General features: G+C 62.3%; 10 protein-coding genes. 7 read left to right on the forward strand and 3 right to left on the reverse strand.

Annotated elements, in window-relative coordinates; translation table 11 throughout:
• The first annotated feature begins 252 nt into the window (after window positions 1–252).
• The gene (locus ACFC20_RS12205; RefSeq protein ID WP_375193239.1) at window positions 253–2,166 is read left to right on the forward strand and encodes a sigma 54-interacting transcriptional regulator; all 1,914 of its coding nucleotides are present in this window, start codon (window positions 253–255) and stop codon (window positions 2,164–2,166) included.
• Window positions 2,167–2,186: 20 nt separating this feature from the next.
• On the opposite strand, the gene ACFC20_RS12210 is transcribed toward ACFC20_RS12205, so the two are convergent.
• From ACFC20_RS12210 to ACFC20_RS12220, 3 genes are all read right to left on the reverse strand, one after another.
• Window positions 2,187–3,368, reverse strand: a complete 1,182-nt coding sequence (locus ACFC20_RS12210; protein ID WP_375193240.1) for a thiolase family protein — start codon at window positions 3,366–3,368, stop codon at window positions 2,187–2,189.
• A gap of 185 nt (window positions 3,369–3,553) precedes the next feature.
• Window positions 3,554–4,705, reverse strand: coding sequence for an acyl-CoA dehydrogenase family protein (locus ACFC20_RS12215; RefSeq protein ID WP_375193241.1), 1,152 nt, complete (start codon window positions 4,703–4,705; stop codon window positions 3,554–3,556).
• 23 nt (window positions 4,706–4,728) lie between these two features.
• Window positions 4,729–5,490: an SDR family NAD(P)-dependent oxidoreductase gene (locus ACFC20_RS12220; protein WP_375193242.1), complete on the reverse strand. Its 762-nt coding sequence runs from the start codon at window positions 5,488–5,490 to the stop codon at window positions 4,729–4,731.
• Window positions 5,491–5,594: 104 nt separating this feature from the next.
• Here ACFC20_RS12220 and ACFC20_RS12225 point away from each other — a divergent pair, with 104 nt between their 5' ends.
• The 6 genes from ACFC20_RS12225 to ACFC20_RS12250 all read left to right on the forward strand — a co-directional run bounded on the left by ACFC20_RS12225 (window position 5,595) and on the right by ACFC20_RS12250 (window position 12,855).
• On the forward strand, window positions 5,595–6,038 hold the full coding sequence (locus ACFC20_RS12225) for a MerR family DNA-binding transcriptional regulator (RefSeq protein ID WP_375193243.1): 444 nt from the start codon (window positions 5,595–5,597) through the stop codon (window positions 6,036–6,038).
• 26 nt (window positions 6,039–6,064) lie between these two features.
• Window positions 6,065–7,234: an isovaleryl-CoA dehydrogenase gene (locus tag ACFC20_RS12230; RefSeq protein WP_375193244.1), complete on the forward strand. Its 1,170-nt coding sequence runs from the start codon at window positions 6,065–6,067 to the stop codon at window positions 7,232–7,234.
• A 284-nt stretch (window positions 7,235–7,518) separates the two neighbouring features.
• Window positions 7,519–9,126 carry a carboxyl transferase domain-containing protein gene (locus tag ACFC20_RS12235; RefSeq protein ID WP_375193245.1) on the forward strand — a complete coding sequence of 536 codons (1,608 nt, stop codon included), beginning with the start codon at window positions 7,519–7,521 and terminating at the stop codon, window positions 9,124–9,126.
• A 14-nt stretch (window positions 9,127–9,140) separates the two neighbouring features.
• Window positions 9,141–9,947, forward strand: coding sequence for an enoyl-CoA hydratase-related protein (locus ACFC20_RS12240; RefSeq protein WP_375193246.1), 807 nt, complete (start codon window positions 9,141–9,143; stop codon window positions 9,945–9,947).
• A gap of 2 nt (window positions 9,948–9,949) precedes the next feature.
• Window positions 9,950–11,947 (forward strand): acetyl/propionyl/methylcrotonyl-CoA carboxylase subunit alpha, encoded by a 1,998-nt coding sequence (locus tag ACFC20_RS12245; RefSeq protein WP_375193247.1) that lies wholly within the window; start codon window positions 9,950–9,952, stop codon window positions 11,945–11,947.
• Complete coding sequence (locus ACFC20_RS12250) at window positions 11,947–12,855, forward strand: hydroxymethylglutaryl-CoA lyase (protein WP_375193248.1); 909 nt, start codon at window positions 11,947–11,949, stop codon at window positions 12,853–12,855. The genes ACFC20_RS12245 and ACFC20_RS12250 overlap by 1 nt, the downstream gene beginning before the upstream one ends.
• Window positions 12,856–12,859 lie beyond the last annotated feature (4 nt).

A 12,859-nucleotide genomic window follows, 5' to 3' on the forward strand; every position in this document is an offset into this window, starting at 1 on the left:
AACGGTGCGGCTCGGACCCGGTGGCGACATCGCATCGGGTCGGCTACGCGTTCTGAAGGTGATATGGCAGGGTTTGTGCCAAGTCCGAATATTTTTTCAAGGCACTGTTTTCTTTGCTTTTTTATGGGTACCGCTGCTTAACCGTGCACTACGATTTTTCGTAATTAACGATTTTTCGTAGTGCTGATTGCGATATTTCGTAGTTGGCATGGGGTTTGTACTGACCAGTTCAGACTGACCCAGGACATCGCCATGAACACCGACACTCGCATTGCGCTCTTCGACAACCTGGAGTGGATTGATCACCTGCCGGAAGCGGCCCTGCTGGTGGATGCCGGCCGCGACCTGATCCTCGCTGCCAACGGCGCCATGGGCCGACTGATCGGTACTGATCGCAAGTCGATAAGCGGTAAGCCCTGCACTCAGCTTTTCACCGATCAACGCCCGCAGCTGATTGCCTTTACCGAGGAAACCCTGTTCCGCAGCCAGGGCTGGAGCCGGGATTTCTTCCTGCAGCACCGGGACGGCCATACGGTGGAACTGGAAATTTCCTCCTCGCGGGTAGGTGAGGCCGAATCCCAGAACCTGCTGTTGCTGCTGCGGGACCGGCGCCAGCTGCGCACCCTGAGGGAGCGTCACGATGCCAACCACTACCACCGGGGCGGCCTGCTGGAATGGCGCCGGGTGGAGGAACTGTTCAAGGACATGGAGCGGGAAAACCAGCTGATCCTGCATGCGGTGGGCGAAGGCATTTACGGGGTGGACGCCGAGGGCCGCACCACCTTCGCCAATCCGGCGGCAGAACGCATGCTGGGCTGGCGCATTGATGAGCTCATGGGGCGAGTAATCCATCGGGTTGTGCATCACTCCCACGAGGACGGCTCCATTTTTCCACTCAAGGAATGCCCCATCTACGCCGCCTTCCGGGATGGCAGCGTCAAGCGTGTGGGTGAGGACTGGTTCTGGCGCAAGGATGGCAGCGGTTTCCCGGTGGAATACACCAGTACGCCCATCCTCGATAACGGTCATCCGGTGGGCGCCGTCGTTGTGTTCCGGGACATCTCCTCCCGCCTGGAAGCGCGCAAAGAGTTACAGGAGGCGCTGAAGGAAGTGGAGTCCCTCAAACACCGCCTGGAAATGGAAAACGCCTACCTGCAGGAGGAACTGAGCGCCGAATACCACTTCCACGAGATCTTCGGCCAGAGCGATGCCATCAAGGCCATTGTGCGGCGCATCGGCATGGTGGCTCCCACCGATGCCAACGTGCTGATCACCGGCGAGTCCGGCACTGGTAAGGAGTTGATTGCCCGCGCCATCCACCAGTCCAGCAGCCGGCGCGACCGCCCTCTGATCCGGGTGAACTGTGCTGCCATTCCCAAGGACCTGTTCGAGAGCGAGTTCTTCGGCCACATCAAGGGCGCCTTTACCGGTGCCGTCAGCGACCGGGTGGGCCGGTTCGAGCTGGCCGACGGCGGCACCCTGTTCCTGGACGAAGTGGGGGAAATCCCGCTGGAACTTCAGGGCAAACTGCTGCGGGTGCTGCAGGACCAACAGTTCGAGCGGGTGGGCGAAAACCGGACCCGCGGCGTGGACGTGCGGGTGATTGCCGCCACCAACCGCGACCTCAAAGCCGAGGTCCAGCAGAAGAGCTTCCGGGAGGACCTCTATTTCCGACTGAACGTCTTCCCCATCGAGTCCGTGCCCCTGCGACGTCGCCTGGAGGACATCCCGATTCTGGCCCAGGAATTCCTCAACCGGGCCTGCCAGAAATTCAACCGCCCCACCCTGGTCCTGCGGGAAAAGGACGTGGAAACCCTGAAGGCCTACCACTGGCCGGGCAACGTGCGGGAGTTGGAGAATGTGATTGAGCGTCAGGTGATCACCGCCGACGGGCGCCTGGATCTGGATCTGCTGGGGCAGGATACAGCCGCCCTGACGCCCAGCGTACCAACACCGCCGACCAGGCATTTTGACGGTGATTTGCTGACAGAAGAGGAACTTCGGGAACTGGAGAAGCGAAACCTGGTTCGTGCGCTTAGAATCAGCGGCGGGCGGGTGTTTGGCGACGATGGCGCCGCGGCGCTTCTCGGCGTAAAGCCCACCACCCTTACATCAAGGCTGAAAAAACTGAAAATCGAACCGAGGCATTATCAGGCCGGGGCGTGATGCCCCGGCCCGAAGCGAGTTTACATCAACTCGATGGCAACAGCGGTACCCTCACCACCCCCAATACACAGTGAAGCCACGCCACGCTTGAGGCCACGCTGCTTGAGCGCGTTGATCAGTGTCACGATGATGCGCGAGCCCGAGGATCCAATCGGGTGCCCCAGGGCGCAGGCGCCGCCGTGCACGTTGACCTTCTCCGCCGGCAGCTTGAGCTCATTCATGGCGGCCAGGGTCACCACCGCGAAAGCCTCGTTGATCTCGAACAGATCCACGTCATCCTTGCTCCAGCCGGCTTTCTTGAGCACTTTCTCGATGGCACCAATCGGCGCCAGGGTGAATTCGGCCGGCAGGCGGGCGTGGGTGGCGTGGGCCACAATTCGGGCCTGGGGCACCAGGCCGCGGGCATCGGCTTCGCCTGCAGAAGCCAGTACCAGCGCGGAAGCGCCGTCGCTGATGGAGCTGGAGTTGGCTGCGGTTACCGAACCGTCCCTGGCGAAGGCGGGCTTCAGGTGCGGAATCTTCTCGGGCTTGGCGTTGCCCGGCTGTTCATCGGTATCCACCTCGGTATCACCGCTGCGGCCAGACACGGTTACCGGTACGATTTCGTCGCGGAACCAGCCGTTCTCGATCGCCGCCAGGGATTTCTGCAGGGAGGCGATGGCAAATTCGTCCATGGCCTGTCGGCTGATGTCGAACTTGTCGGCGGTGCGCTGGGCAAACACGCCCATCAGGCCGCCCTCGTAGGCGTCTTCAAGGCCATCGAGGAACATGCTGTCGAGCACCTGGCCATGGCCCATGCGCATGCCGCCGCGGGCCTTGGGCAGCAGGTACGGCGCCTGGCTCATGTTTTCCATGCCACCGGCGATCATGACGTTGTTGGTGCCGGCCTTGATCTGGTCGTGGGCCATGATGACGGCCTGCATGCCGGAGCCACACATTTTGTTGATGGTGGTGCAGCCGGAGCTGTCCGGGATGCCAGAGGCACGGGAGGCCTGGCGCGCCGGGGCCTGGCCGAGGCCGGCGGGCAGCACGCAGCCCATGATCACTTCCTGGATATCCGCCGGCTGCAGGCCGGCCCGCTCGATGGCGGCCTTGATGGAGATGGCGCCCAGCTGCGGGGAGCGTACCGAGCTCAGGGAGCCCATCATGCCGCCCATGGGGGTTCTTGCGGAGCCTGCGATTACCACATCATTGCTGTTCATTGGGTTGTCCTCCTGATTGGGTGTAGGGCCCGACCAGGGGGCTGGCTTCCCGGGACACGCTGTGAATACGTCCGTGTAAGCTTGGCTGCAGCATCCATGCTGCAGACAGTCCCGGGAAGCCAGCCCCCTGCCCGGCCCCCGAGCATTCGAGTTGCCTTCTTCAGGCCTTAAAAGCCTCTATTTCGTCAGGCTTTGCCCAGCACAGAGCGGGCAATAATTTCTTTCATCACCTCCGAGGTGCCGCCGTAAATCCGCTGCACCCTGGCGTCGATGAAGTTCCGGGAAATCGGGTATTCGGTGGTGTAGCCGTAGCCGCCGAACAGCTGCAAACAGCCATCGGCCACCCGGCACTGCATCTCGGTGGCGCTGTACTTGGCCATGGAGGCGGTGGGCGCATCCAGCTCGCCACGGTCGTACTGGTCGATGCACTGGTCCACGAACGCCTTGTTCACTCGGTAGTCGGTTTCCATGCGTGCGATTTCAAAGCGGGTGTTCTGCAGTTGGGCTAGTTTCTGGCCGAACAGTTCCCGCTCCTGGGCATAGGCAATGGTCAGGTCCAGGGAGCCACGGGCAGCGGCCACGCCAAGGGCGCCGATCACCAGGCGCTCTCGGGGCAGCTCGCGCATCAGGTACACGAAGCCCTGGCCTTCCTCACCAAGCAATGCAGACGCGGGAATGCGCATGTCGGAGAAGAACAGCTCGGAGGTGTCGCCGGAATGCTGGCCGATCTTGTCCAGGTTGCGGCCCTTGCTGTAGCCCGGCAGCGAGGTGTCTACCAGGAACAGGCTGATGCCACGGGCGCCGGCTTTCGGATCGGTTTTGGCGGCCACGATCACCATGTCGGCGTGCTGGCCGTTGGTGATGAAGGTCTTGGAGCCGTTGAGGATGTAATCGTCGCCGTCTTTGACCGCGCTGGTGCGGATGGCCTGCAGGTCACTGCCGGCGCCGGGTTCGGTCATGGCGATGGCACCAACGGCCTCGCCGGATACCAGTTTGGGCAGCCACTGCTGCTTCTGCGCTTCGTTACCAATGTGGCTCAGATACGGGGCAACAATGTCGGAATGCACCATCACGTTGGTGGACAGTGCGCCAAAGCCCATGCGGGCCAGCTCTTCGCCTACCACCACGGAAAACTGGAAGGGCGCGCCGATGCCGCCGCAATCCTCGGGCACGTCCACGCACAGCATGCCGGCGTCGCCCAGGGTGTTCCAGAGTTCTCTCGGTACCAGCCCGGATTTTTCCCAGGCTTCGTAGTGCGGCGTCACTTCCTTTTCCAGGACCTTGATGACGGACTCCCGGAACATCGTCAGTTCTTCTTTATCAACAGACACGGTCATGAATGTCTCCTGCTGTGAATGCTTTACTTGGGCGCCATGCGCAACGCGCAGTCGAGACGAATCACTTCGCCATTGAGCACCGGGTTTCGAACCATCTGGTCCACCATCATGCCGAACTCCTCCGGCTTGCCGAGGCGCTTGGGGAACGGCAGCGTGGCCGCCAGGCTCTCCTGCACTTCTTCAGGCATACCTGCCATCATGGGGGTCATGAACAGGCCGGGGGCAATCGTATTTACCCGGATGCCCTCGCGCGCCAGCTCACGCGCGGATTGAAGCGTCAGCGACACCACCCCGCCCTTGGAGGCACTGTAAGCGGCCTGGCCGATCTGGCCCTCGTAAGCGGCAATGGAGGCGGTATTGATAATCACGCCTCGCTCGCCCTCGGCGTTGGGCTCCCGCTGGGCCATGTCGGCGGCGGCCAGGCGCAGGATGTTAAAGGTGCCGATCAGGTTCACCTGAATCACCTTGCTGAATTTCTCCAGCGGCATCACACCCTCGCGGCCCAGGATTTTGCCAGCGGTGGCAATACCGGCGCAGTTCACCGCAATACCGCAGGGGCCGTGGGCTTCGCGGGCAGCATTGATGGCCGCCTCGGCGCTGTCGGCGGAGCTGACATCGCATTCCAGGAAGATCCCGCCGATGTCCTCGGCCACCTTTCGGCCCTGCTCCTTCTGCAGATCGAGAATCGCCACCTTGCAGCCGGCAGCGGCCAGCGCACGGGCCGCACCCTCACCCAGCCCGGACGCACCGCCTGTTACAATGGCCGGAACATTCTTGAATTCCATGGTTCACTCCTCTTTTCCGAATTCTGTTTGTTGAAAATTGGACCAGAAAACTACTTTACGTTTACGTAAACTTTATCTAACCTAAGTCGAAAAAGGAAATCGCAATGGTCGAAAAAAGAACGTTCAGCATCAGCGAACTCTCACAGGAGTTCGATGTCACGACTCGAAGCATCCGCTTCTATGAGGACCAGGGGCTTCTGAAGCCACGGCGCCGTGGACAGACACGCATCTTCAGCACCAAGGATCGTGTCCGCCTGAAACTGATCCTCCGTGGCAAGCGCATGGGCTTCACCCTGGCAGAAACCAAGGAGCTGTTCGACCTGTGGGACGAAACGCTCACCGGCAATGAAAAGCAGCTGCTGAAGATGCTCGAGATCCTCGAAGGCCGTAAAGCCATGCTGGAACAGCAGAAGAACGACATTGCCCAGGCAGAAATGGAAATAGACACCGCGGAAGCCCGGTGCCGGGAGGCACTGGCTGAGCTGCAGAAAAAGAAAGAAGCGCAGGCGCCGGCCAACGACGAAGCCAGGCAGCCCGCTGAAACCTGATAACAGAAACGCAAAGGTAGCCAACGATGAAATCACAGTACTCAGAGCTCAACTTCGGCCTCGGCGAAACCCTCGACATGCTCCGCGAGCAGGTCAACGGCTTCGCTGCCGCTGAAATCGCGCCCCGCGCCGAGGAAATCGACCGCAACAACGAATTTCCCATGGACCTGTGGCGGAAAATGGGCGACATGGGTCTGCTGGGTATCACTGTGAAAGAAGAATACGGCGGATCCGACATGGGCTACCTCGCCCACGTGATCGCCATGGAAGAAATCAGCCGTGCTTCCGCCTCCGTTGGCCTCTCCTACGGTGCCCACTCCAACCTCTGCGTGAACCAGATTCACCGCAACGGCACTGAAGAGCAGAAACAGAAATACCTGCCGAAACTCGTCAGCGGCGAGCACGTCGGCGCCCTGGCCATGTCCGAGCCCAATGCTGGCTCCGACGTTATCTCCATGAAACTGAGCGCCCGCGACGAAGGCGACCACTTCGTCCTGAACGGCAGCAAAATGTGGATCACCAACGGCCCGGATGCCCACACCTACGTTATCTACGCCAAAACCGACACCCAGGCCGGCTCTCGCGGCGTAACCGCCTTCATTGTTGAGCGCGACTACCCGGGCTTCAGCCGCCACCAGAAACTCGACAAACTCGGCATGCGCGGCTCCAACACCTGTGAACTGGTGTTCGAAGACTGCAAGGTTCCCCGCGAGAACATCCTCGGCGGCGAAGGCAACGGCGCCCGCGTACTCATGAGCGGCCTCGACTACGAACGCCTGGTCCTCTCCGGCGGCCCCCTGGGCATCATGCAGGCGGCCATGGACGTGGTGGTTCCCTACATCCGCGAGCGCAAACAGTTCGGCCAGGCCATCGGTGAGTTCGAACTGGTACAGGGCAAAGTCGCCGACATGTACACCTGGATGAACACCGCCAAGTCCTACGTCTACATGGTGGCCATGTCTGCCGACCGCGGCGGCGAAACCACCCGCAAAGACGCCGCCGGCGCGATCCTCTACTCCGCCGAAATGGCCACCAAAATCGCCCTTGACGCCATCCAGCTGCTCGGCGGTAACGGCTACATCAACGAATACCCGACAGGCCGCCTGCTGCGCGACGCCAAACTCTACGAAATCGGCGCGGGCACGTCTGAAATCCGCCGCATGCTGATCGGCCGCGAGCTGTACCTGAACAAGTAAGCAGCAGCGACAAGGCGAGGCCGTCCAATCCCTGCAGAGAGGACGGCCTGCTCCCAAGTTAAGACGAGGGAGTGGCAGGGTGTCTTTCCGGGAATGTCGGCGGCCATGGATGGCCGACGCCAAGCGCACATGGGTGAGGCAAGCGTTTATGAAGCGGAGCTTCATGCGCAGCCGAACGACAGCAATCTGCGATTGCTGGCCGGACCCCGCAAGGGGTGCTCGTAGCGGTTCCCGGGAGGAACGCCCGCCACACCCGGATGCCCCCGAATAAGAAGGCAGGGAAAATGACCATACTCCAAAGCAAAATCAATCCGCGGTCCGAAGAGTTCCAGGCCAACCAGGAATCCATGGCCAAGGCCGTCGCCGACCTCCGCGACAAAGTCGCCACCATCCAGCAGGGCGGCGGCCCCGACTACCAGAAGCGCCACACCGACCGGGGCAAACTGCTCCCCCGCGAGCGCATCAACCGCCTCCTGGACGACGGCTCCCCGTTCCTGGAAATCGGCCAGTTCGCCGCCTACAACGTCTACGGTGAAGAAGTCCCCGCAGCAGGCGTGATCGCCGGCGTGGGCCGCGTCTCCGGCACCGAGTGCATGATCATCGCCAACGACGCCACCGTAAAAGGCGGCAGCTACTACCCGCTGACGGTCAAAAAACACCTCCGGGCCCAGGAAATCGCCCTGGAAAACCGCCTGCCCTGCATCTACCTGGTGGACTCCGGCGGCGCCAACCTGCCCCGCCAGGACGAAGTCTTCCCGGATCGTGACCACTTCGGGCGCATCTTCTACAACCAGGCCCGCATGAGCGCCGACGACATCCCCCAGATCGCCGTTGTAATGGGCCTGTGCACCGCCGGTGGCGCCTACGTGCCCGCCATGGCCGACGAATCCATCATCGTACGCAACCAGGGCACCATCTTCCTGGCTGGCCCGCCGCTGGTAAAAGCCGCCACCGGTGAAGTGGTCAGCGCCGAAGACCTCGGCGGCGCCGATGTACACTGCAAGATCTCCGGCGTAGCCGACCACTACGCCGAAAACGACGCCCACGCCCTGGAAATCGCCCGGCGCAGCGTTGCCAACCTCAACCGCCGCAAGCCGGTACCCGTGGAAGTCCAGAAGCCCCGGGCACCGCTGTACGACGCCGAAGAAATCTACGGCATCGTGGGCACCGACCTGCGCAAACAGTTTGACGTGCGCGACGTGATTGCGCGCATTGTCGACGGTTCCGAGTTCGACGAATTCAAACGCTATTACGGCCAGACCCTGGTCACCGGCTTTGCCCACATTCACGGCTACCCGGTGGGCATCATCGCCAACAACGGCATTCTGTTCAGCGAAGCGGCCCAGAAAGGCGCCCACTTCATTGAGCTCTGCTGCCAGCGCAACATTCCGCTGCTGTTCCTGCAGAACATCACCGGCTTCATGGTTGGCCAGAAATACGAGGCCGAGGGCATTGCCAAGCACGGCGCCAAGATGGTCATGGCCGTGGCCTGCGCCAACGTGCCCAAGATCACCGTGCTGATCGGTGGCTCCTTCGGTGCAGGCAACTACGGCATGTGTGGCCGCGCCTACAGCCCCGACTTCCTGTGGATGTGGCCGAACGCCCGCATCTCCGTCATGGGTGGCGAGCAGGCCGCCGGCGTACTGGCCCAGGTGAAGCGCGAAGGCATGGAGCGCAAGGGCCAGCAGTGGAGCGCCGAAGAAGAAGCCGAGTTCAAGAAGCCGGTCATCGACAAATACGAAGAGCAGGGCCACCCCTACTACGCCAGCGCCCGCCTGTGGGACGACGGCGTAATCGACCCGGCCCAGACCCGGGAAGTGGTCGCCCTGAGCCTCTCTGCCACCCTTAACCGACCCGCCAAGCCCACGCGCTTTGGCGTGTTCCGGATGTGATCGGGGAGACTGCCATGACAGACAACGAAACCGCAGTCCTGCTCAACCGGCGCGACGATGGCGTGGCCGAGGTGGTGCTTAACCGCCCGGACAAACGCAACGCCTTCGACGACGTGATCATCCAGCAACTGATCGGCGCCCTAACCGCCGTGAACGCCGACGACAGCGTAAAGGTGGTGATCCTGCGCTCCGAGGGCAAGCACTTCTCCGCCGGTGCCGACCTTGGCTGGATGCGCCGCATGGCCGAGAACACCCGCCAGGAAAACCTGGACGACTCCCGGGAACTGGCGCGGCTGATGAACGTGCTCAACCACCTGTCCAAGCCGGTGATCGGTCTGGTACAGGGCGCCGCCTTCGGTGGCGCGGTGGGCCTCGCCGCTTGCTGCGACATTGTCATCGCCACCGAGAAATCCAGCTTCTGCCTGAGCGAAGTAAAGCTGGGCCTGATTCCGGCGGTGATCAGCCCCTACGTGGTGCGCGCCATCGGCGAGCGCCAGGCCCGGCGGTATTTCATCTCCGCCGAAGTGTTTACCGCAAAGCAGGCACAGGAATACGGCCTCGTGCACATCGTCTGCGACGACGTCGACACCATGAACGCCCGCTGCAACGACATGCTCCAGCAACTGGCCATGAACGGGCCCGAGGCCATGAAAGCCGCAAAGGACCTGGTATTTGCCGTCAGCCACAAGCCCATCAGTGCCGACGTGATTGACGACACCGCACACCGCATCGCGGATATCCGGGTGGGTGAAGAAGGGCAGGAAGGGCTCAGCGCCTTCCTGAACAAGCGCAAGGCCAACTGGGTTCCGGAGGAAGAATAACAATGTTCAGCAAGATTCTGATCGCCAACCGGGGCGAAATCGCCTGCCGGATCATACAAACCGCCCACCGCATGGGCATCCGCTGCGTCGCGGTTTATTCAGACGCAGACGCCAACGCCCGCCACGTGGCCATGGCCGACGAGGCTTTCCACATTGGCCCGGCACCCAGCGGTGAAAGCTACCTGAAGGCCGAGAAGATCATCCAGGTCGCGAAGGAAAGTGGCGCCCAGGCCATCCACCCGGGCTATGGCTTCCTGTCGGAGAACACCGGCTTTGCCGAGGCCTGCGAGGCCAACAACATTGTGTTCATCGGCCCGCCCTCCTCGGCCATTGCCGCCATGGGCTCCAAGTCCGCGGCCAAGGCCATCATGGAGAAAGCCGGCGTCCCGCTGGTACCGGGCTACCACGGCGACGACCAGTCGGTGGAAACCCTGCGCGCCGAAGCCGAGAAATGCGGCTTCCCGCTGCTGCTCAAGGCCGTGGCCGGCGGCGGCGGTAAAGGCATGCGCGTGGTACAGAGCATGGCCGAGTTCGACGACGCCCTGGCCGCGGCCAAGCGTGAAGCCAAGAACGCCTTCGGCAACCCGGACATGCTCATCGAACGCTACCTGACCCAGCCCCGGCACGTGGAAATCCAGGTGTTCTGTGACCAGGACGGCAAAGGTGTGTACCTGGCCGAGCGCGACTGCTCCGTACAGCGCCGCCACCAGAAAGTCCTGGAAGAAGCCCCGGCCCCGGGCCTGAGCGAAGACACCCGCAAAGCCATGGGCGAAGCCGCCGTGCGCGCGGCCCAGGCCATCAACTACGTGGGCGCCGGCACCGTCGAGTTCCTGTACGACGTGGACGGTTCCTTCTTCTTCATGGAAATGAACACCCGCCTGCAGGTGGAGCACCCGGTCACCGAAATGGTCACCGGCCAGGACCTGGTGGAATGGCAGCTGAAAGTGGCCTGGGGCGAGCCCCTGCCCCTGGAACAGTCGCAGGTGAAAACCCGGGGACACGCCCTGGAAGCGCGGATCTACGCCGAAGACCCGGACCAGGACTTCCTGCCCGCCACCGGCAACCTGCGCTACCTGAGCACGCCGGATGAAAGCGCCCACGTACGGGTAGACACCGGCGTGACCGAAGGCGACGACATCAGCATCCACTACGACCCCATGATCGCGAAGCTGATCGTGTGGGACGAAACCCGCGACCAGGCCATTAACCGCATGGTGCAGGCTCTCGAGCACTATCGCATTGCCGGCGTGAAAACCAACATCCGGTTCCTGCACGCCCTGGCCGACGCCCAGCCGTTCCGGGAAGCGGACCTGACCACCGGGTTTATCGAAGATCACCGGGAACTGCTGTTCCCGAAATCGAAGCTCGACACCCACAAGGCCCTGGTGCTGGCCGCCGGTTTTGTACTGGAGCAGCGCAAATCCTCCGAGCCGGTCACCGCCGACCCCTGGTCGCCGTTTAGCCGCAAGAACAGCTGGCGCATGAACTCCGAGTACGCCCAGCCGCTGAAACTGCAAGTGGGCGAAGAGGTGCACGAACTCAAGATCCTCGAGCGCGACGACCGCTACCAGGTGTTCGTGGGCGACAGCATCTACCACCTGAACGCCAAACTGGATGACGACTACCTGCAGGCCGTGATCAACGGCCACCGCATCAGCATCCACGGCAACCTGCACAACGACCAACTGGTGCTGTTTTACGAAGGCGACACCTTCAACTGCACCGTGTACAAGGAAAGCTATGGCTTCGAGGAAATGGCCGGCGATGGCAGCCTGGCTGCGCCCATGAACGGCGCCATCGTCGCGGTGCAGACCAAGGTTGGCGACAAGGTTACCGCCGGCCAGAGCCTGGTGATCATGGAGGCCATGAAAATGGAACACGCCATCAAGGCCCCGGCCGACGGCGTGGTGACCGAGATCTTCTTCGCCGAAGGCGACCAGGTCTCCGAAGGTGCCGAGCTGATTGCCATTGAAGTCACCGAAACCGAGGAGGCAGGCTGATGGCCTTTCCCAAACAGGTACGCCTGGTTGAGATGAGCCCCCGGGACGGACTCCAGAACGAGCCCGGCCCGGTGATTGCCACCGACATCAAGACCGGGTTGATCAACCGCCTGGCCGACACCGGCCTGAGCCACATCGAAGCCGCCAGCTTCGTGTCCCCGAAATGGGTGCCACAGATGGGCGACGCGGCAGAGGTTATGGCCGGCATCCACCGCAAGTCTGGCGTGCGCTACTCCGCCCTCACCCCGAACCTCAAAGGCTTCGAGGGTGCCCTCGCGGCCAGGGTGGATGAAGTCGCTGTGTTCGGCGCCGCCTCCGAATCCTTCACCAAAAAGAACATCAACTGCACCATCGCCGAAAGCCTCGAGCGCTTCGCCCCGGTGGTGGAAGAAGCCCGCAAACACGGCATTCCCGTGCGCGGCTACGTGTCCACCGTGATGGGCTGCCCGTACGAAGGCGACATCGCGCCAGAACAGGTGGCCGCCGTGGCCAAAGCCCTGTACGACATGGGCTGCCACGAAATCTCCCTGGGCGACACCATCGGCGTGGGCACACCGCTGAAAGCCAAACGCATGCTCGAAGCCGTTGCCGCCCACGTGCCCATGGACAAACTCGCTGCCCACTTCCACGACACCTACGGCCAGGCCCTGGCCAACCTGTACGCGGTGCTGGAAGAAGGCGTGTCCGTTATCGACGCCTCCGTCGCCGGCCTCGGCGGCTGCCCCTACGCCAAAGGCGCCTCCGGCAACGTCGCCACCGAAGACGTGCTATATCTGCTTAACGGTTTAGGTATTGAAACGGGCGTCGATCTGGACAAACTCGTCGCCACCGGCGACTGGATATGCGGCCAACTGAACCGCCACAACGGCTCAAAAGTCGGCCAGGCCTTAGGCGGTAGCTGCCAATGATTGA

The sequence above is a fragment of the Marinobacter sp. genome (assembly GCF_041984545.1).
In the GTDB taxonomy this organism is placed as follows: Bacteria; Pseudomonadota; Gammaproteobacteria; order Pseudomonadales; family Oleiphilaceae; genus Marinobacter.

Coding starts and splice junctions, on each gene's coding strand:
- ACFC20_RS12205 (WP_375193239.1), top strand. CDS start 253: ATGAACACCGACACTCGCATTGCGCTCTTCGACAACCTGGAGTGGATT.
- ACFC20_RS12210 (WP_375193240.1), bottom strand. CDS start 3,368: ATGAACAGCAATGATGTGGTAATCGCAGGCTCCGCAAGAACCCCCATG.
- ACFC20_RS12215 (WP_375193241.1), bottom strand. CDS start 4,705: ATGACCGTGTCTGTTGATAAAGAAGAACTGACGATGTTCCGGGAGTCC.
- ACFC20_RS12220 (WP_375193242.1), bottom strand. CDS start 5,490: ATGGAATTCAAGAATGTTCCGGCCATTGTAACAGGCGGTGCGTCCGGG.
- ACFC20_RS12225 (WP_375193243.1), top strand. CDS start 5,595: ATGGTCGAAAAAAGAACGTTCAGCATCAGCGAACTCTCACAGGAGTTC.
- ACFC20_RS12230 (WP_375193244.1), top strand. CDS start 6,065: ATGAAATCACAGTACTCAGAGCTCAACTTCGGCCTCGGCGAAACCCTC.
- ACFC20_RS12235 (WP_375193245.1), top strand. CDS start 7,519: ATGACCATACTCCAAAGCAAAATCAATCCGCGGTCCGAAGAGTTCCAG.
- ACFC20_RS12240 (WP_375193246.1), top strand. CDS start 9,141: ATGACAGACAACGAAACCGCAGTCCTGCTCAACCGGCGCGACGATGGC.
- ACFC20_RS12245 (WP_375193247.1), top strand. CDS start 9,950: ATGTTCAGCAAGATTCTGATCGCCAACCGGGGCGAAATCGCCTGCCGG.
- ACFC20_RS12250 (WP_375193248.1), top strand. CDS start 11,947: ATGGCCTTTCCCAAACAGGTACGCCTGGTTGAGATGAGCCCCCGGGAC.